The following is a 17,862-nucleotide window of genomic DNA, read 5'->3' as shown; positions in this document are numbered from 1 at the left end:
CCTTTGCAATTGCCTCTGAGCTGTATATAATACGGCCTCTTTCGGGGGTCGTTAGCTCAGCTGGTAGAGCAGCGGACTTTTAATCCGTTGGTCGCAGGTTCGAATCCCGCACGGCCTACCACCGAATTCCTAAAAAAGCTTCCTCACGGGAGCTTTTTTTTTCGCTTGTGCCAACGCAAAGCCCTGCTGTCGACGTGGCGTATAATCAGCGATCATGTCCTCCCTTCCCACATCAGATCACGACGGATTCGCAACGGCCGAAGAAGCAGAGGCTTACGACCGCTGGTATCGCAGCAAAGTGCAAAAGTCGCTGGATGATCCTCGCCCGGGCATCCCGCACGATGTGGTAATGGCCGAAATTATGGCTATTATCGAAGCGAAAATTGAGGCCCAAAGGAAAGCTGCCCATGCTTCCCGTGATCTGGAGCCACGCAGCTAGGGCAGATCTCACAAACATCGTCGAATACATTGCTGAGCGCAGCCCCTCGGCTGCACTCACTCTGCGCGATGCATTGATACGCGCTGCGGCGAAGCTCCCCCAACATCCTCTTCTCTATCGTCCAGGCCGAGTCGCCAATACCCGTGAACTGGTCGTACATAAAAATTACATCCTCGTATACGAGATCCACAACGCCGAAATCCGGGTGCACGGGGTGCTGCATGCACGACAGCAATACCCCTAAAGCGTCCACTGGTGTAAGCTAGGGTTCAGAGCGCGAGGCGCCGATTTTTGGGGACGTTATGGGTGGCAAGTACAGCATGGGGGCAGCGCTGCTCGTCGCGGCCATTGGGCTGCCCTTGCTGGCCGCCGCCCAGGCCCCGTCGCCGATCCAGCTGCGCACCGCCGCCCAGGAAGGCTCCGAACCCAAATTCCTCGCTGCCGGCAACGGCCAGATCGTCGGCCTGTGCATCGACATCATGCGCGCCGTCGAACAGCTCGATCCCGGCCTGCGCTTCGTCGGCGACCAGCAGTGGAAGCCGCTGATCCGCGCCAACGCCGAGCTGGCCAGCGGCCTGGCCGACGTGGCCTGCGCGCTGCAGCGCACGCCCGAGCGCGAAAAAATCTTCCACTACTTCGGCCCGGCACTGTACACCATCGACTATCACTTTCTGGTACGTAGCGACGACGACATCGCCATCCGCAACTGGAACGATGTGCGCGACCTCGGCCCCGGCGCGGTGGTGCTGGTCAACCGCGGCTACGCGGCCGGCGAAATCCTCGCCGCCATGGGCGGCTTCACGGTCGACGCCAGCTCGCCGCGCGCCGAACTCAACCTGCACAAGCTGATCGCCGGCCGTGGCCGCCTGTATTTCCATCGCGGCCCGGGCCTGACCGGGCTGCTGGAACGCACCGGCACCGCCGACAAGGTTAAAATTCTGCCGCAGGTGATGTACAGCGCCAAGTTATACTTTGCTGCCAGCAAACAGCTCGACAGCAAGGCCCGCGACCGGCTCGCCGCCGCGCTGTTCGTGCTGGAGAAAAAAGGGGAACTGGAAAGGCTGATGCGCAAATGGGATTGAGGCTGTCACAACGGTTGCATGCCGTACTGCTGCTGTGCTGCGCGCTGCTGGCCGCGCCGGCATGGGCGCAGCCGACGGTGCTGCGCGTGGTGGCGCAGGAAGGCACCGAGCCCAAGTTCATTCCGGCCGGCATCGGCCGCGTGGTCGGCCTGTGCGTGGACCTGTTCCGCGCCATCGAACATGTCGATCCCGGCCTGCAGTTCGTCGGCGACCAGCAATGGCTGCCGCTGCTGCGCGCCCACTCCGAACTGGCCACCCACCAGAACGACGCGCTGTGCGCCGTGCAGCGCACCGACGAACGCGTCCGCCAGTACGTCTTCCTCGACCCGCCGCTGTTCCAGTTCCGCTACCAGCTGATCGCCCGCGCCGACGATGCGGCCGCCATCGGCAATTGGGACGACGTGCGCAAGCTCGGCGCCAACAGCGTCATCCTGACCAACCGCGGCTACACCACGCCGGAGATGCTGGAGCGCATCGGCGGCCTGCGCATCGATTCCAGCGCCACCAGTCCGGCCATCAACCTGCACAAGCTGGTGGCCGGCCGCGGCCGCTTCTTCCTGCACCGCGCGCCTGGCATGCAGGGCTTTATCGACCGCGCCGGCGTCGCCAGCAAGGTCAAGATCCTGCCGACGGTGATGGCGTCCACCGACGTCTACATGGCGATGGGCACCCACGTCGATCCCGCCGTGCGGCTGCGGGTGCAGCGCGCGGTCGAGCAGCTGGAGCGCAGCGGCGAACTGGCGCGGCTCCTGAAGAAGTGGGACTAGTCGCCAATCATGCGGGCGCTGCCGGCCACGCGGATTGAGCTGCCCGGCTGCGACGGAATCTCCACCTGCAAATGGCATGGCGCGCCCATGTCCTCGCCCTGCACGATATCGATGGCGCCGCCGTGCGGCCAATCCAGGTCGCGCAGATAGCCGGCCAGCGCGGCGGCGGCGGCGCCGGTCGCCGGATCTTCATATACCCCGCCCGACGCAAACGCATTGCGCGCATGGAAGCGCTGCGGCGTTTCCGCATAGACCAGCGAGATGGTGGCAAAGCCATAGCGCCGCATCAGCTCGCGGCCTGCCGCCAGGTCGTAGCGCATCGCGCGCAGCTTGTCGCGGCTGTTCAGCGCCAGCACCAGGTGATGCGCGCCGCCGTTGGCCACCCCGGGTGGAATGCGGTCATCCAGGTCCGCCAGCTTGTAGCCGAACATCGCCAGCGCCTCCTGCACCAGCGCCGGCGAAGCGGGCGAACTGTGCGTGGCCGGCGACTGCAGCGCCGCATGCGCGCCGTTGGCGTGGGCGCGGCCCTCGACCGTCACCCGCGCGTGGTTGGTGGTCAGCGGAAAAATGCCGTCGCCATTCTGCTGCGCCAGCACCGCGCCCAGGGCGATGGTGGCGTGGCCGCAAAACGGCACCTCGCCATCCGGCGAAAAATAGCGCACGCGCCAGCCATCCTCGTGCGGCGCGGCGAACACGGTTTCCGAATAGCCCATTTCAGCAGCGATACGCTGCATCGCCGGCTCCTCCGGCAGCGCGGCGCGTATCATGACGCCGGCCGGATTACCGCCCCGCTCCCCGGCGGTAAAGGCGGCGACTTTGTGAACTTTGGTAATGGTCTGCATGTTGTCTCCTGGGTCTGAAGGATGAGAATACTTGACTGACAGCAATGACGGATGTGGCCACTATCTTTGTTCCTCTGACTATACCGCGACTTTCCGTTCTTGCCCTCATCATTTCGACCCAGTTGACTGGCGCCTCTAGTTGAAGCTCAGGCCGCTGCTGCTGGCGTTGTTGAGCTTCTGCGCTTTCAGGTCGATCGTGAAATGGTCGCTCGGCTTGCCGGACCCGAGGCCTTTCAGAATCGAGAACACCTGCTTGAACTGCGACTGAAACGCCACCTGCACCGGGTTCTGATCCGACAACTGGTCGCCGATCTTGACGATGGCCGCCGGCGATGCCGGGAAGGCGTTCATCAGCACCTTGTACTGCGCCACGCGCTCGGCGCCCATATCGCGCAAGGCCAGTTCGCCGGCGTACACGGTGCGGTGGAAGTCGCCGTAGAACTCGTAGGCGCTGATCTTGGCGAAGTCGTCCAGTTTCAGGTTGGCGGCGGCCGCCACCTGCTCGGCCTTGGCGGTGGCCGTGGCCCAGTCGGCGGTCAGCTGGCTGGCGGCGACGCCGCCGTCCGCCACCGTGCCCTTGGCGGCGCAGGTCGCGGTGATCGGCAGCACCGATGGATTGTCCTTCAGCTGCGCCAGCGTCACCTTGGTTTGCAGCTGCGACAGGATCAGCATCTGGCGCGCGTCCAGCGACATCGCCGCCTCCTTCATTTCGCACGGCCAGTAGTCGCTCATGAAGCGCAGGCGCGACAGTTCACCAAAGTAGGTGCGCGTGAATTCGCCATACGATTTGCTGTCCAGGATGCTGCGGTTCCAGCGCTTGGCGATGTCGCCGGCGGCGCTGCTGCCTTGCAGGTAGTCGTACTCCACCTGATACAGCGGGAACAGCTCGTTGTGGCGCGCCACGCTGTTCAGACCCACGGTCTGCACGTCGACCAGATCCTTGTTCTGGTAGCTGACGATCTTGTACGCCGCACCAAACACCGCCAGCGACGGCGACTGCACGTTGACCAGGTAGTTGCCGGCGCTGTCCTTGTAGTCATTGCTGCCGTTGAAGTGCATGTGGCCGCCGATGTGCAGCGGCAGGCCGGTCGCCGCCAGCGCGGCGGTCGTGGCCGCCGCCGGCATGCGCGACACCTGGAACGCGCCGGATTTGAACACGGCCTTCATGGCGTCGGTCTGGTTGGCGTAGAAGTCCATGGTCGGGTAGTGCGAGAAGGACATCAGTTGCTTGCCCTGCGCCTTGGCGCGCGCGGCCACCGACCTGATCCATTCCATCTGGTGGATCTTGTGCGTCAACACCTTGTTCCAGCCGGCGTCGCCAGCGTTGTCGAAGCCCTTGAAGGCGGTCGGATTGGCCGGGTCGAAATTGGCGTTGGGCACGTGCACATTGGCGTCCAGCGCCAGCAGCCAGATGCCCTTGACCGGTTCCACCAGGTAGCTGGCGTCGATGATGTTGGCGCAGCGCGAGTAGGTTTTGCCGGCCACCTTGTACTTGCCGCCCTCGCCTTCGCTGCAGATCTCGAACTGGCGCTTGCCCAGGTCGGCCGCAGCGCTGGCCGCCTCGTAGCTGTACTTGCCGTCGGCGTAGGTGGTGAACGGCGTTTCCCAGTAGACGTCGTTCTTGTTCGGCGCATAGCCGAATTCGGCCAGCTTGGTCAGCAGCTTGTCGTAGCCCTGTTCCATCAGCTGGTTGGTGCAGACCACCGTCGGATCCTTGGCCTTGCAGGCGGCGTTGTTGACGGCGTAGATTTTCTGCTCCTTGCCGTCCTTGGTCAGGAAGTCGTTCTTACCGGCCTCGTCGTCGTCGAACGGCTCGTTCGGATCGTGGTTGCCGGGCGCGATGAAGAAGCGCATGCCCTTGGCCTGGTACTCGTGCAGGATGTCGACCAGGCCGTCGATATTGATCGGCTGGGCATCGTCGGAGATATCACCGGGCAGCGCCACCAGGCGCAGTCCTTTGCCGTAGGCATCGTCCAGCGCGGCGCGGAAGGCGAAGTAGTTTTCGTTGAACAGCCGCGTCGAGGTCAGCTGCGCGTACATGGTGCGGATGGTGGCGTTCTTGCCGTCCTTGGTCGGGATGCCGGCGAACTGCGTGCTCTTCAGGTCGCCATAGATGTTTTCGAAGTGGACGTCGCTCATGAAGGCGACGGCGGTCGAGTTCACCGTGTCGGCGGGCGGGGTAACCACGGCCGGCTGATTGTCGCTGCCGCAAGCTGCCAGCAGCGCGGCGACGGCGGCCGCAACGGCCGCCGCAGGAAATACGTAACGCATACAAAACTCCATCAGGATGTGAAAACAGCCACATTGTCACCTTGGCAAATGACACCCTGATTACATTTTGGAAGCGCTCCCATATACATCTCATGGAACTCGGGATTGCGTCCTAGGCCAAAGTAAAATACTGTACATATAAACAGTTAAAATTATCTTGGGAGCCATCATGAACCTTTTACTAAGTCGTTTCCTAGACAAGTTATACCTGCAGATGCAGGCGAATCCGGCAGCGGTCACGGCAACACTCCTGCTGGTCGTGATGCTCCTGGGAGTCACAAAATACATGACTCTCCATTACAACTTGCGCGACAAGGCCACCTCGCTGAACGCCAAGCGCTTCAAGGCGTTTTTAGCGCTGCTACGGCAAGGCAAATATACTGAGGTTCATCCTCTGGAACTGGAAATCGCGTTTCATCAGGCCTATGGATTCAAGCTGAGCAGCGACGAAATCGATTTCGCGTTGAAACGCAAAAATACTACCCGCTTGTTGTTTGACATTCGGTATGGAAAAGCATTTCTGCATTTAAATGACACTAAATCGCAATTTATGCCGATACATCAGCACAGGCTGTCCCTTAAGACGCGCGAGAAGATCGTTGGCGGCCTCAATTATGCGCTGATTGTTCCAGGTATTTTTTGGGCTGGCCTGTACTGCTTTGTTAATCGAGCAGGTGGCATTCCGATTCTGATCGAACTAGTGATCGGCTTCTGGATCTTCCTGGTTCTAATGCGCCAGCTAAACTGCGCCCATCGGCTGGAAATGCTCACAGAGGAGCCGGACCTTCCGCCTGTCAGCAAGCGGAAGCGGCCCAAACCCAAACAGCCCGAGACCAGTGCGCTCAGCATCGTGCCGGACGCCAGCACCGGGAGCTAAGCGGCCTTCGCCTGCACCGGCGGCACGGCGCTGGCGGCCGCCGGTTTGCGGATGATCCAGATCATGGCGGCGGCCAGCAGGCAGGCGGCGCCGGCGGCAAACAGCGCCGGATTGTAAGTCAGCAGCAAGGTGCGCACGCGGCCCGCGCCATAGGCCGCCACCGCCGCGCCCAGTTGGTGGGCGGCGAAGATCCAGCCGAACACCATGCCGGCTTTTTCCTTGCCGAAGGTGGCGCCAGCCAGGCGCACGGTCGGCGGCACGGTGGCGATCCAGTCCAGGCCGTAGAACATGGCGAACACCGACAGGCCGTACAGCGTGAATTCCGAATACGGCAGCCACAGCAGCGACAGGCCGCGCAAGCCGTAGTAGATGAACAGCAGCTTGCGGTTGTCATAGCGGTCCGACAGCCAGCCCGAGGCGATGGTGCCGACCAGGTCGAACGCGCCCATCATTGCCAGCACCGAGGCGGCCGGCACCGGGCCGAGGCCGGCGTCGCCGCACAGCGAAATGAAGTGGGTCTGGATCAGGCCGTTGGTGCTGAGGCCGCAGATGAAGAAGGTGCCGGCCAGCACCCAGAACACGCGGTTGCGCGCCGCCTCGGCCAGGATCCTGAACGGCGTGGCCAGCGTGACCTTCATGGCCGGCGCGGCGGCCAGCACCTCCGTGCCGGGCAGCGCGCCATATGGACGCAGGCCGACGTCCGACGGCCGGTTGCGCATCAGCAGGAACACCGCCACCGCCATCACCGCGCAGGCGACGAACACCGGCACCACCGCCATGCGCCAGCCCAGGTGCTCCACCAGCCACGCGCCCACCGGCAGGAAGATCAGCTGGCCGGTGGCCGAACTGGCGGTCAGAATGCCGACCACCAGGCCGCGATGGCTGTCGAACCAGCGGTTCGACACCACGGCGCTCAACACCAGCGCCGTCAGGCCGGAGCCGACGCCCAGCATCACGCCCCAGAACAGTACCAGGTGCCAGAACTGCGTCATCTGCGTCGCCAGCGCCATGCCGGACGCTACCAGCGTCAGCGCCACCACCACCACATTGCGCAGGCCGAAGCGCTCCATCAGGATCGCGGCAAACGGCCCCATCAGGCCGAACAGCGCGAAACGCACCGCCAGCGCCGACGAAATCTGCTCGACATCCCAGCCGAACTCCCTGGACAGCGGTTGCAGCAAGGCCCCCGGCAAGCCCAGCGCGGCGGACGAACTGAGCGCCGTCATAAACGTCACGGCGACGATGACCCAGGAAAAGTGCAGGCCGCGCCGGTGCAGCCAGTTGGATAGGGATTGTGCAAACATCATGGTCCTCACAGTAGCAATGCGCGCGGAAAGCACGCTTGAAACTATTTTATATGATGATCATCATGAATACAATCAAAAAAAACCGCCGCGTGGCGCACGTGGTGGCGCCCGGCTACGTTGGGGGGAAACGTTGCCGGGCGCCAGGACGGGGCGGTGGGGGGAGACCGCCCTGCCCTTTTACTTGATGCGCAGCGAGCTTTGCACCTTGTTGACGCCTTTGACATTGCGCGCCACGTCGACAGCCTTGTCGACTTCAGCTTGCGATGGCACGAAGCCGCTCAGCATGACGGTGCCATTGTTGGTTTCCACGTGCACGTCCAGCGATTTCAGTGCAGGTTCGGCCAGCAGTTCGGTTTTGACTTTGGTGGTGATGGCGGTGTCAGCCAACGCATCCTTGGTCAGTTCGGTTTTCGAACGGGCTTCGCACGAAGCCTTGTCGCTGCCGGTCATGCTGCTGCAATCGATGCCGGTCTGCGCCACGTCGGCGGCTTTCTTGCCGGCCTTGGCGTCGTTGACCCAGGCGGTGTGCTGCTGTTTGGCGCCGCTCAGGCAGCTGTCCTTGTCGGCGCCGGTGCGGGTGGCGCACTGTGCCTTGGCCAGGTCATAGTTGGCGTCAGCCACATTGATCTGGGCTTTCTCGACCGATTTTTTATCGTTCTTGAATTGCAGGGCGGCGGTCGATTCGGCGTTGGCGCGCGACACCTTGGCTTGTTCCTGGCAGACATCCTTGGCATTACCCGATTGTGCATCGCAGGCAGCCTTGGCGGTTTTGTAGTCGGCGTCCGACTTGTTGATGGCAGCTTTGTAGGCAACGGTGTCGTTGGTAGGCGAAGCGGCGAAGGCTGCGCTGGCGGCGGTGGCCAGCACGAAGCAGAGTAATTTATTCATGATGTGTGTCCCTCTTTGTGGTGGTTGATGGACACATTAAACGCCCGCCCGGCCTACGCCACCGTGCGGAAACGTACATAGATGAGGATTTCAGCGATCTTGCAACAGGCCTTGGCGCCACACAAGATTGGCCTGTTCGAACACCGGCAGGCCGGGTGTGAAGGCGGCGCCGGTGGTTGCCAGTTGCAGCCAGTTCAGCGTGCTGTGCGAGCCGACGGCCGGCGCCGGTTCGCGCACCTTGCGCATCCAGGCGGCCACGCTGGCGTACTGCTCGGGATGCTGTTGCTGTATCCAGGCCAGCGCCACCAGGTCGGCATAGCCTTCTTCGCGGCGGGTGTCGCGCAGCTCGTCGGCGGCGCCTGGCTGCGGCGGCTGGCGCGCTTCAAAACCGGCCGGCAGCGCATGCCACACGCCTTGCGCGTAGCGCCAGCAGTGGCCGATCTCGTGCGCCACCATGGCTTCGATCATCAGCGGGCGTTGCGCGGCGGGGACACCGGCAAGAATGTCTTCGGCGTTGTCGTTGCCGCGCATCGACAGCACCAGCTTGCAGCGGCCGTTGTCGTAGCCCAGCGCCAGCGGCACGTCGTTGGGACGGGCCTGCGGTTGAACGGTGATATCGATCGGCAGCTTCAAATCCTGCTTGGCGTAGGACAGCACGGCGGCGCCGGCTTTCAGCCAGCGGATTTCCATCTCGGTCAGGTCGGCGGCGGAGGCCAGGCCGGACGTCAACAGCAGCAGGGGAAGGAAGGTGCGCTTGATCATGGTGATCAAACTGTAGCATGCACCGGGCAAAAATTATTGCCCGGTGGCAGCTATATTACTACGTAGAAAAAGCTGAATGATTAAGCTTTTGGAATGCTACTTGCCCAGCAGGCTATTGGCGGTCTTGAATTCCGGGCGGATATCGTTCGGCACGGTTTTCATCTTGTCCAGGGCCTTTTGCACGTCGGGACGGATGACCACGTACTTGGTCATCAGCGCCTTGGCGCGGGCGTAGTCGCCGGTCGCTTCGATGGTCAGGAACTCGCGGTCCAGATCGGCCACGGCCTGCTTGATCTTGCCGAAGTCCACCGCGAAAGTGCCGTCGCCATGCGACACGAAACCGCCCTTGTCGAGGATGTAGTTGACCTGGATCGCCATGCCGCGCGCGTGCGAATCGGTCAGGCCGAAGTGCAGCGTGCGGAAGGCCGAGGCCAGGAAGGTGGTGTACAGCTTGCGCTCCGCCGCTTCGCCCTGCCCCAGCGTGCCTTTCAGCTGGCCCTTGTCCATCATGTAGGCCAGCACGTACAGGCCGGTGATGTCGGCCTTGGCTTCCTCGATGGTCGAATAGGCTTCTTTCAGATCCTGGCGCGGCGTCGATTCCTTGCCGTCCTTGCGCGTGATGTGCGGGCCCAGGCCGTGCGTGATCTCGTGCGCCAGGATGTGGGTGAAGAAGGAATCGAAATCCACGTCCTTCTGGTCGACCGGACGCAGCACCAGTTTGGAAATCGGCGTCAGCGTCGATTTGAATTTGGCCTGCTGCACATTCTTCAGCATCACGCGCTTGGAGCCGCGCTGGCTGATGATGCGCTCGTCGTTCGGCAGGTTGTAGGCGGCGGTCTGCACGCCCATGTTGCCGTCGCCGGCGCCGTAGACCTGGTTGACCACCACCATCGGCGCCAGCGCGCCGACCTTCGGATTGCGGTACTGCGCGTCGATCGGCAGGTTGTCTTCCAGCTCCTGCATGTGCTTGGCGAAGAAGTCCAGCTTCTGCGTTTCCTTCTGGTCGCGGATGTTCACATATGCTTCAAACGCGGCCTTGTAGCCGAACAGCTCGTCGTTATAGGTCTCGTAGGGGCCGATGGTGATGTCGACCGGCGAATCCAGATCCATCCAGGCGAAGTCGGAGGCCAGGTAGTCGTTGCTCAGGAAGGCATCGGCGCGCAGCTCCAGGAATTTTTTCAGCGAGGCGCTGTCGGTGTCGGCGGCGGCCTGCTTCAGCAGCGCGGCGGCTTTTTCCAGGTCGGCCTTGTATTCGTCGGAATACTTCACGGTGGTGAACAGGCCGTCCTTGTTCTTGCGGATCACGGTGAAGAACCATTGCGCCTGCTCTTTGTCGACCGCCGGCAAGGCGTTCATCCAGGTTTCCAGTTCAGCCTTGGTGGCGCCTTCCGGATAGAAGTTGCCGGCTTCCGGTTTCTTGTCCGGCACGTTGACGCCACCCACTTGCGCCGGCAGGAAGGACTGGTGATCGTCGAGGATCGACCATGGGCCCTTGTTGAGCCAGAAGTAGTTCAGGCGCGCCTTGCCCAGCGGCGTGGTGTCCTTTTGCAGCGCGGCCCACAAGGCCTCGTTGCCGGACCAGCGCTGGCGCAGTTGCAGCACATCGATGATCTTGGCCGCTTCGATCAGCTTGGCGATGGCTTTCTTGTCGCCGGCCGAGAGCTGGCTGGTGTCGGCGGTCAGCGCGATCGGCGCGTAACGCTTGCTCATCTTGTTGAGGTCATTGACGCCGGCGGGTGCGGCATAGGCGGTGGCGCATGCAACAACCAGCGCCAGCGGGAGCAGGATTTTTTTCATGTGGTCCTCTTGTGGAGTGAGGACCACATTGTAAAGCACCGCAGGCTACCAGGCCTTGTAGACCTTGCCGGTCTGCGCACCATCGACGCTGCGTGCATACGACAGCGCGGCGCGGCTGGCGGCGATGGGTTCGAAGCCGATGAAGAACGGGCCGTAGCTGTCCATCGACTCCTGCACCACGTTCGGGCTGACGACGTTGATGCGCAGACCGCGCGGCAATTCGATCGCCGCACCGCGCACAAAGCCTTCGACCGCCGAGTTGACCATGCTCGCGCTGACGCCGTTGAGAATGGATTCCTCCGCCACGATGCCGCTGGTGAGCGTGATCGAGCCGCCATCGTTCAGATACTCCTGTGCCGCCAGCGCCACATTCACCTGCCCCATCAACTTGCTGTTCAGGCCAACGTAGAACTGCTCCGGCGTAAAGCTGGCCAGCGGCGCGAAGTGCAGCGCGCCGGCAGCGACCACCACCGCATCGACCTTGCCGATCTTGGCGAACAACGAGCGCAGCTGTGCGATGTCCGTAAAGTCGGCCTGATGCTGGCCACTGCTTGCGCCCACCGTCACCACCTCGTGGCGCTTGCCCAGTTCCTCCGTTACTGCCTTGCCGATTGCGCCGGTGGCGCCGATCACGATTACTTTCATGCTGTCCTCCTGAAGAAAACACCAGTATGTTCTCCTTCACCAAAGGAATAAATGAGCTACCATGAACAACATTACCAACCCATGGTTAGCAATCAATGGACAAGCTGCGCAGTATGGAAATCTTCGTCGCCGTGGTCGATGCCGGCAATTTCACGGCCGCCGCCGCGCGCTTCAGCATCTCGCCGGTCATGGTCGGCAAGCACATCGCCCAGCTGGAGGCGACGCTCGGCGCGCGCCTGCTGACGCGCACCACGCGCCGCCAGAGCCTGACCGAGATCGGCGCGCAGTACGCCGACCAGTGCCGTGCCATCCTGGCGCAGATCGCCGCCGCCGAAAGCGGCGCGGAAGCCATGCGCAGCGTACCGCGCGGCCGCCTGCGCGTCACCGCGCCGTTCTCGTTCGGCAGCGAATGGCTGGCGCCCGCCATCACCGACTATCTGCGCCTGCATCCGGACGTCAGCGTGGACCTCAGCCTCAACGACCGCATGGTGGACCTGGTGGAAGAAGGTTTCGACGCCGCCATCCGCGTCGGCGCGCTGGACGATTCGAGCATGATCGCCCGTCCGCTGTTCTCCTACGGGATGAGCATCTGCGCCTCGCCGGCCTACCTGAAGCAGCGCGGCACGCCGCAAACGCCGGACGATCTGGCGCAGCACGAATGCCTGGACTTCATGGTCGGCGCGGTGGGCGTGCGCTGGCGCCTGCAATCGCTGCAGGGCAAGCGCGAACTGCCGGCGAGCCGCATGCGCACCAACAGCGGCCAGGCATTGCGCATGGCCGCGCTCAAGGATTTCGGGATTGTGATGCAAGCCGAAGTGCTGCTGGCGCAGGACATCGCCGCCGGCCGGCTGGTGCCGATCCTGACCGACTATCTGCCCACGCCGCGCGCGATGCACCTGGTGTACCCGCGCGACCGCAGGGCCACGCCCAAGCTGACCACCTTCATCGACTTCATTGTGGAACGCTTCGGACCAGCGGCACGTTTGCCGCTGGCCTCTTCGGCGTAAAGGGACGGCGCTTACTGCGCCTTGATATTGCCGTTCTGCGCGACCTGCGACAGTTGCGCCGAAGGCTGCCAGCCGGCGCCCAGCGCACGCGCCACCGAGACGGCGGCCAGCAGGCGCTGGGTGTTGATCTGCACCGCCGCGCGGTCCGCGCTCAGCGCGCTGCGCTGGGCATCGGTCACGTCAAGGTAGGTCGACACGCCACGCTCGTAGCGCGCACGCGCCACCAGGTAACCGCGCGCCGCAGCCACTTGCGACGCGTGCTGCGCCTCACCCTGCTGCTGGCGTTGCTGCACGTCCGACAGCGCATCTTCCACTTCGCGCAGTGCGGTCAGCAGCTTGGTCTCGTGATTGGCAATCGCCTCTTCGTAGCGCGACTTGGCAATCGCCAGATTGGCCTTGTTGCGGCCACCGTCGAACACCGGCAGCGACAAGGCCAGCGGACCCACGCTGAACTGGCGCGAATCGCCCTTGGCCAGGTTGCTCAGGCTCTCGGACGCATAGCCGAAGTTGCCGGTCAGCGTGAACGAAGGATAGAACGCGCCTTCCGCCACGCCGATCTGCGCATTGGTGGCGCGCAGGGTCGCCACGCTGCCTGCCAGATCGGGACGTTGCGCCAGCAGGCTGGCCGGCAGGCCGACCGGAATCGCCGGCGGCAGCGGCAGCACGGCGGCATCCGCCTTCGGCGCCGTCAGCATCGACGACGGCGAGGCGCCGATCAGCGTGGCCAGGCTGTGTTCCAGCAGGTTGCGCTGACGCTGCACTTCATGCAGGTCCGCCTGCGCATTGGCGCGCTCGATGCGGGCACGCGAGACATCCAGCTCGTTCGACAGGCCGGCGTCGAAGCGCGCGGTGACCAGCTCCTCGCTTTCGCGGCGGGTATCCAGCGCGCCGTTCAGGATGGCGATTTCCGCATCCAGGCCGCGCAGCTGCCAGTAGGTGGTGGCCAGTTGCGACGACAGCATCAGCAGCACGCCATCGCGGTCCGCCTCGGCGACCAGCGCCTGCGCGTCCGACGCTTCCACCAGGCGGCGTACGCGGCCCAGCAGGTCGATTTCGTACGAGAAGCTGGAACCGACCGAGTAGTTGTTACCCTTGATCGAACGGCCACCCAGCGCGATACCCTGCGAGGTTTCGGCCGAGGTGCGCGAGTTCGAGATGCCGGCGTTGACGCTCAACTGCGGCTGCTGGTTGGCGCGCGACACGCCGGCCTGTTCCAGCGCCTGCACCAGGCGCTGTGCGGCGGCTTTCACGCTTGGGTTGTCGCGCAGCGCCGTCTCTTCCAGATGGTTGAGGGTGGCGTCGTTAAACACCGTCCACCATTGCGCAGGCAGGTGCGCCTCGCTGGCGCCGGCTTGCGGCAGATGACGGAACGAGGCGTCGGCGACATTCGCCGGCGCTTTGAAGTCACTGCCCACGGTGGCGCAGCCAGTGACGGCCAGGGTTACGGAAACAGCGAGCGTCAGGCGCTTCAGAGCTGAATTCAACATGGTGTTACCTCACTTTAAATTTGATTGAGCGTGGGCGCTTAGTGCGCACCGCCGCCGCCACCGCCGCCAGGGGCTTTGACTTTGTCCGAGAACCACAGCACGCCGATACAGCCGAACAGCACCATCGCCACCAGGAAGAAGCCGTCGTTGTAGGCCATCACATACGCTTCGCGGCGCACGATGCCGTCCACCGCCTTGAGGGCCATATTGGCGGCCGAAGCGCTGTCGAAGCCATTGTTGATGAACGACGCCGTCAATGCCGACAAACGGTCCTGCGTGTTCAGCGCGTAGTTGCTCACCGACTCGCCGATGCGCACCGAGTGGAAGTGCTCGCGGTTGGTCAGCGCGGTGGCCAGCAGCGCGATGCCGATCGAACCGCCCAGGTTACGGGTCATGTTGATCAGGCTCGATGCCGATGGAATGTCCTTCGGCTGGATGCCGTTCATCGCGAAGTTCGACAGCGTCAGCATCACGAACGGCTGGCCCAGCGCGCGCACCACCTGCGACAGCAGCAGCTGGTCGTAGCCGGTGGTCGCATCCATATAGGAGTTCATCAGGCAGGAACCGCCGAACAGCAGCAGGCCGAAGGTGCACAGGATGCGGTTGTCGACCTTCGACGACAGCTTGGCCACGAACGGCATGATGAACAGCTGCGGCAAACCGGCCCACATGATCACTTCACCGATCTGCATCGGCGAGTAGCCGGGAATCTGCGCCAGGAACAGCGGCAGGATGAACGCCGAACCGTACAGGCCCATGCCCATCGCCATCGACAGCGCGGTGGCGGCGGCGAAGTTGCGCTGGCCGTACAGGCCCAGGTTGACGAACGGCTGCTTGCGCAAGGTGCTGTTGACCACCCAGCCCAGCAGGCCGACCACGGCCAGCGCGGCAAAGGTGTTGATGAACGGCGAGTCGAACCAGTCCTTGGTGTTGCCCTCTTCCAGGAACACGGTCAGGCTGCCCAGGCCCACGGCCATGAAGGCGATGCCCAGCCAGTCGGCGTTGAACAGCGCCGACAGATTGTGCTTTTCCTTGTCCAGGCCGACGGCGATACCGCCGATCAGCAGCAGGCCAGGCACCCAGTTGATGTAGAAGATCGACGGCCAGCCATACAGCTCGCTCAGGTAACCGCCCAGCGTCGGGCCCATCGACGGCGCCAGCGTGGCGGTCAGGCCGAAGATGGCCATGCCGGTGGCGCGCTTGGACGGCGGCAGCTTGGCCATCACCAGCGTCATCGCCATCGGAATCAGCGCGCCGCCGGTAAAGCCCTGCAGCATGCGGAACATGATCATGCTTGGCAGGTTCCAGGCGAAGCCGCACAGCGTGGAGAAGCCGAGGAACAGCGTGGTGGTGCCGATCATGTAGGCGCGCATGCCGAACACGCGCACGAACAGACCGGTCATCGGAATGACGATGATCTCCGCCACCAGGTAGGCGGTGGCAATCCAGGAACCTTCTTCCTGCGTGGCCGACAGGGCGCCGAGGATGTCCTTCAGCGACGAGTTGGTGATCTGGATGTCGAGCACCGCCATGAAGGCGCCCAACATGCCGGCGGCGACCGCCAGCCAGGTGCGGCCGGAGACCTTCTCGCTTGGCATTGGCGGCGCGAGCGGCTTCCCGCCGCCCGGCGTATCGATTGTGGTGCTGGCCATGACGCGCTCCTTACTGGGCGGCGTGGTCGGATTTCAGCGACACTTCGGCAATCGCCGACATGCCCGGCACCAGACGGCCGCTCAGGGCCTTCACGTCTTCCGGCTTGAAGGTGACCTTGACCGGCACGCGCTGGACGATCTTGGTGAAGTTGCCGGTGGCGTTATCGGCCGGCAGCAGCGCGAACTGCGCGCCGGAGGCTGGCGAGAAGCTGTCCACCTTGCCGATCAGCTCACGGCCCGGCAGCGCATCGACCGACACTTTGACTTCCTGGCCCGGCTTCAGTTCAGCCAACTGGGTTTCCTTGAAGTTGGCGGTCAGCCAGACGTTTTCCTGCACGATGGCGGTCAGCTGCTGGCCAGGCTGGACGCGCTGACCCACCTCGATGGTGCGCTTGCCGATACGGCCCGTCACCGGCGCCAGGATCTTGTTGTACGCCAGTTGCTGCTGCGCGTCTTTCAGTTGCACTTGCAGCACGGCGACCTGCGCCTGCGCCACATCGCGCGCCGACTTGGCCGACTCGATCTGCGCCTTGGCGGCGGCGGTGCTGTCCTTGCGCGCGGCGACATCGGCCACGGCGCTGGCGCGGGCGGCGACAGCGGCGTCCAGTTCCGACTTCGACACGGCTTTCATCTGGCTGTTATACAGCTGGCCGAAACGCTCGGCGTCCTGATTGGCGCGCACCAACTGCGCCTGCGACTGCGCCACTTGCGCGGCGGCGGCGCTGGCTTGCGCCTGCACTTGCACGATCTGGGCGTCGGCCTGCACCACCTGCTGCTTGGCCGAAGCGATCTGCGCCTGGATCTGCTCCACGCGCACGCCCTGGTCGAACGGGTCCAGCTCGGCGATGACGTCGCCTTCCTTGACCAGCTGGTTGTCCTCGATCAGCAGCTTGGTCACCACGCCGGAAATGCGCGACGACACCGGCGTCACGTGACCGGCGACGTAGGCATTGTCGGTCTCGACATAGTAATGGCTGCGGTACCACATGCGGCCACCCACGCCGATTGCGACCAGGGCGACGATGGCGGCGATCACCAGTACGCGGCGGTTCGGCGGCTGCGAAGCGGCGGCCGGAGCGGCTGGCGCAGCAGGAGCGGCGCCGGCGGCCGGTGGAACAGCACTGAGTTTTTGTTCTTGGGTGGACATGGACAGCTCCGAGAAAAATGAAATGAGATGGGAGCATTATGGCTGGTTTCTGTCCAAAGTCAAGAAATGAAACGGTTGCATTTCATTTTTTTTTGGACTAGCATGGCGGCATTCGCTATCATTCGACCGCCATGAATACCACCGCCCCGACCGACGCCGCCGCGCTGGACGAGCAAGATTGTCCGGAAGGCCACTATTCCCCTGATTCGCCGTGCTTCGGCAAGGCCGCCGGCCGTCCGCGCGCCGCCGACAAGGCCGCCCGCCGCGAAGCGCTGCTGCACACGGCAGGCCAGCTGTTCCTGGAAAAAGGCTACAGCAAGGTCAGCCTGGAAATGATCGCCCGCGAAGCCCACGTGGCGGTGCGCACCATCTACGTGAAATTCGGCGGCAAGGCCGGACTGCTGAACGCCATCATCGCCAACGGCCGCGAGCACTATATGGCCGGCGTGGAATCGATGGAAACCGATCCGCGGCCAATGGAAGAGATCCTGCACGACTTCGGCCTGCGTTTCCTGCGCCTGTGCTCGATGCCGACTTTCACCAACCTGCACCGCATGGTGGTGGCTGAAGCCAAGACCACGCCGGAACTGGCGGAAACCTTCTTCAAGGCCGGCCCGCAGCTGACCCGCGAGGAGCTGGGACGCTTCTTCGCCCGGCCGGAAATCAAGGCCCAGCTGCGCCCCGGCCTGCGCGACGAGATGCTGCCGGTGTTCCTGATCAACTGCATCATGGGCGACTACATGAGCCGCCTGCTGTTCCCGCGCGAACACGCGCCGACCAACGACGAACTGCGCATCCGCGCGGCCGAGGGCGTGGACCTGTTCCTGCATGGCGTGCGCCGCTAAGTACGCTAGCGCACATCAAAAGACGCCCAACATTTGCCTTTTGTTCT

At 63.5% G+C, this 17,862-nt stretch carries 17 protein-coding genes and 1 tRNA gene; 8 read left to right on the top strand and 10 right to left on the bottom strand.

The window, feature by feature from the left end:
* Window positions 1–45: 45 nt before the first annotated feature.
* The 5 genes from GJ698_RS03810 (at window position 46) to GJ698_RS03790 (ending at window position 2,288) form a co-directional block, all read left to right on the top strand.
* Window positions 46–121: transfer RNA gene (locus GJ698_RS03810), tRNA-Lys, on the top strand.
* Between the two features lie 93 nt (window positions 122–214).
* Window positions 215–439 carry a type II toxin-antitoxin system RelB family antitoxin gene (relB, locus tag GJ698_RS03805; RefSeq protein ID WP_154356226.1) on the top strand — a complete coding sequence of 75 codons (225 nt, stop codon included), beginning with the start codon at window positions 215–217 and terminating at the stop codon, window positions 437–439.
* A complete protein-coding gene (locus tag GJ698_RS03800; RefSeq protein WP_154356225.1) occupies window positions 408–683 on the top strand; it encodes a type II toxin-antitoxin system RelE/ParE family toxin in 276 nt (91 codons plus the stop codon). The genes relB and GJ698_RS03800 overlap by 32 nt, the downstream gene beginning before the upstream one ends.
* 58 nt (window positions 684–741) lie before the next feature.
* On the top strand, window positions 742–1,521 hold the full coding sequence (locus tag GJ698_RS03795) for a substrate-binding periplasmic protein (protein WP_154356224.1): 780 nt from the start codon (window positions 742–744) through the stop codon (window positions 1,519–1,521).
* 14 nt (window positions 1,522–1,535) lie between these two features.
* Window positions 1,536–2,288: a substrate-binding periplasmic protein gene (locus tag GJ698_RS03790; protein WP_229259811.1), complete on the top strand. Its 753-nt coding sequence runs from the start codon at window positions 1,536–1,538 to the stop codon at window positions 2,286–2,288.
* Here the strand turns inward: GJ698_RS03790 and GJ698_RS03785 are convergent.
* Both GJ698_RS03785 and GJ698_RS03780 read right to left on the bottom strand, forming a co-directional pair.
* Complete coding sequence (locus GJ698_RS03785) at window positions 2,285–3,130, bottom strand: PhzF family phenazine biosynthesis protein (protein WP_154356222.1); 846 nt, start codon at window positions 3,128–3,130, stop codon at window positions 2,285–2,287. The genes GJ698_RS03790 and GJ698_RS03785 overlap by 4 nt on opposite strands.
* Before the next feature lie 135 nt (window positions 3,131–3,265).
* Window positions 3,266–5,401, bottom strand: coding sequence for a metallophosphoesterase family protein (locus GJ698_RS03780; RefSeq protein WP_154356221.1), 2,136 nt, complete (start codon window positions 5,399–5,401; stop codon window positions 3,266–3,268).
* A 169-nt stretch (window positions 5,402–5,570) separates the two neighbouring features.
* Between GJ698_RS03780 and GJ698_RS03775 the strand changes: the two genes are divergently transcribed.
* Window positions 5,571–6,278 (top strand): hypothetical protein, encoded by a 708-nt coding sequence (locus tag GJ698_RS03775; protein ID WP_154356220.1) that lies wholly within the window; start codon window positions 5,571–5,573, stop codon window positions 6,276–6,278.
* On the opposite strand, the gene GJ698_RS03770 is transcribed toward GJ698_RS03775, so the two are convergent.
* The 5 genes from GJ698_RS03770 to GJ698_RS03750 form a co-directional block, all read right to left on the bottom strand.
* Window positions 6,275–7,582 (bottom strand): MFS transporter, encoded by a 1,308-nt coding sequence (locus GJ698_RS03770; protein ID WP_154356393.1) that lies wholly within the window; start codon window positions 7,580–7,582, stop codon window positions 6,275–6,277. The two genes, GJ698_RS03775 and GJ698_RS03770, sit on opposite strands and share 4 nt — an antisense overlap.
* 180 nt (window positions 7,583–7,762) lie before the next feature.
* On the bottom strand, window positions 7,763–8,473 hold the full coding sequence (locus tag GJ698_RS03765; RefSeq protein WP_154356219.1) for a BON domain-containing protein: 711 nt from the start codon (window positions 8,471–8,473) through the stop codon (window positions 7,763–7,765).
* A gap of 90 nt (window positions 8,474–8,563) precedes the next feature.
* Window positions 8,564–9,235 (bottom strand): hypothetical protein, encoded by a 672-nt coding sequence (locus GJ698_RS03760; protein WP_154356218.1) that lies wholly within the window; start codon window positions 9,233–9,235, stop codon window positions 8,564–8,566.
* A 96-nt stretch (window positions 9,236–9,331) separates the two neighbouring features.
* Entirely contained in the window at window positions 9,332–11,032 is a 1,701-nt protein-coding gene (locus GJ698_RS03755) for a DUF8614 domain-containing protein (protein WP_154356217.1), read from the bottom strand.
* A gap of 45 nt (window positions 11,033–11,077) precedes the next feature.
* Entirely contained in the window at window positions 11,078–11,677 is a 600-nt protein-coding gene (locus GJ698_RS03750; protein WP_154356216.1) for a short chain dehydrogenase, read from the bottom strand.
* A gap of 95 nt (window positions 11,678–11,772) precedes the next feature.
* On the opposite strand from GJ698_RS03750, the gene GJ698_RS03745 reads away from it, so the two are divergent.
* Window positions 11,773–12,684 carry a LysR family transcriptional regulator gene (locus tag GJ698_RS03745; RefSeq protein WP_154356215.1) on the top strand — a complete coding sequence of 304 codons (912 nt, stop codon included), beginning with the start codon at window positions 11,773–11,775 and terminating at the stop codon, window positions 12,682–12,684.
* Between the two features lie 11 nt (window positions 12,685–12,695).
* Here GJ698_RS03745 and GJ698_RS03740 read toward each other — a convergent pair whose 3' ends face one another.
* The 3 genes from GJ698_RS03740 to GJ698_RS03730 are packed head-to-tail and all read right to left on the bottom strand — an operon-like array spanning window position 12,696 to window position 16,970.
* On the bottom strand, window positions 12,696–14,171 hold the full coding sequence (locus GJ698_RS03740) for an efflux transporter outer membrane subunit (protein ID WP_154356214.1): 1,476 nt from the start codon (window positions 14,169–14,171) through the stop codon (window positions 12,696–12,698).
* 38 nt (window positions 14,172–14,209) lie between these two features.
* Entirely contained in the window at window positions 14,210–15,823 is a 1,614-nt protein-coding gene (locus GJ698_RS03735; protein ID WP_154356213.1) for a DHA2 family efflux MFS transporter permease subunit, read from the bottom strand.
* 10 nt (window positions 15,824–15,833) lie between these two features.
* A complete protein-coding gene (locus tag GJ698_RS03730) occupies window positions 15,834–16,970 on the bottom strand; it encodes an HlyD family secretion protein (RefSeq protein ID WP_154356212.1) in 1,137 nt (378 codons plus the stop codon).
* 131 nt (window positions 16,971–17,101) lie between these two features.
* Here GJ698_RS03730 and GJ698_RS03725 point away from each other — a divergent pair, with 131 nt between their 5' ends.
* A complete protein-coding gene (locus tag GJ698_RS03725) occupies window positions 17,102–17,815 on the top strand; it encodes a TetR/AcrR family transcriptional regulator (protein WP_154356211.1) in 714 nt (237 codons plus the stop codon).
* The last annotated feature ends 47 nt before the right edge of the window (window positions 17,816–17,862 follow it).

The organism is Duganella aquatilis (genome assembly GCF_009674565.1).
Classification (GTDB): Bacteria; Pseudomonadota; Gammaproteobacteria; order Burkholderiales; family Burkholderiaceae_D; genus Rugamonas; species Rugamonas aquatilis.
This window is presented reverse-complemented; position numbering and strand designations above follow the sequence as displayed.

What these genes read in the sequence shown, in the direction of transcription:
- GJ698_RS03785 (WP_154356222.1), bottom strand. Translation starts at nt 3,130, where the DNA reads ATGCAGACCATTACCAAAGTTCACAAAGTCGCCGCCTTTACCGCCGGG.
- GJ698_RS03755 (WP_154356217.1), bottom strand. Translation starts at nt 11,032, where the DNA reads ATGAAAAAAATCCTGCTCCCGCTGGCGCTGGTTGTTGCATGCGCCACC.
- GJ698_RS03775 (WP_154356220.1), top strand. Translation starts at nt 5,571, where the DNA reads ATGAACCTTTTACTAAGTCGTTTCCTAGACAAGTTATACCTGCAGATG.
- GJ698_RS03765 (WP_154356219.1), bottom strand. Translation starts at nt 8,473, where the DNA reads ATGAATAAATTACTCTGCTTCGTGCTGGCCACCGCCGCCAGCGCAGCC.
- GJ698_RS03750 (WP_154356216.1), bottom strand. Translation starts at nt 11,677, where the DNA reads ATGAAAGTAATCGTGATCGGCGCCACCGGCGCAATCGGCAAGGCAGTA.
- GJ698_RS03800 (WP_154356225.1), top strand. Translation starts at nt 408, where the DNA reads ATGCTTCCCGTGATCTGGAGCCACGCAGCTAGGGCAGATCTCACAAAC.
- GJ698_RS03795 (WP_154356224.1), top strand. Translation starts at nt 742, where the DNA reads ATGGGTGGCAAGTACAGCATGGGGGCAGCGCTGCTCGTCGCGGCCATT.
- GJ698_RS03760 (WP_154356218.1), bottom strand. Translation starts at nt 9,235, where the DNA reads ATGATCAAGCGCACCTTCCTTCCCCTGCTGCTGTTGACGTCCGGCCTG.
- GJ698_RS03770 (WP_154356393.1), bottom strand. Translation starts at nt 7,582, where the DNA reads ATGTTTGCACAATCCCTATCCAACTGGCTGCACCGGCGCGGCCTGCAC.
- GJ698_RS03730 (WP_154356212.1), bottom strand. Translation starts at nt 16,970, where the DNA reads ATGTCCACCCAAGAACAAAAACTCAGTGCTGTTCCACCGGCCGCCGGC.
- GJ698_RS03725 (WP_154356211.1), top strand. Translation starts at nt 17,102, where the DNA reads ATGAATACCACCGCCCCGACCGACGCCGCCGCGCTGGACGAGCAAGAT.
- GJ698_RS03780 (WP_154356221.1), bottom strand. Translation starts at nt 5,401, where the DNA reads ATGCGTTACGTATTTCCTGCGGCGGCCGTTGCGGCCGCCGTCGCCGCG.
- relB (WP_154356226.1), top strand. Translation starts at nt 215, where the DNA reads ATGTCCTCCCTTCCCACATCAGATCACGACGGATTCGCAACGGCCGAA.
- GJ698_RS03745 (WP_154356215.1), top strand. Translation starts at nt 11,773, where the DNA reads ATGGACAAGCTGCGCAGTATGGAAATCTTCGTCGCCGTGGTCGATGCC.
- GJ698_RS03735 (WP_154356213.1), bottom strand. Translation starts at nt 15,823, where the DNA reads ATGGCCAGCACCACAATCGATACGCCGGGCGGCGGGAAGCCGCTCGCG.
- GJ698_RS03740 (WP_154356214.1), bottom strand. Translation starts at nt 14,171, where the DNA reads ATGTTGAATTCAGCTCTGAAGCGCCTGACGCTCGCTGTTTCCGTAACC.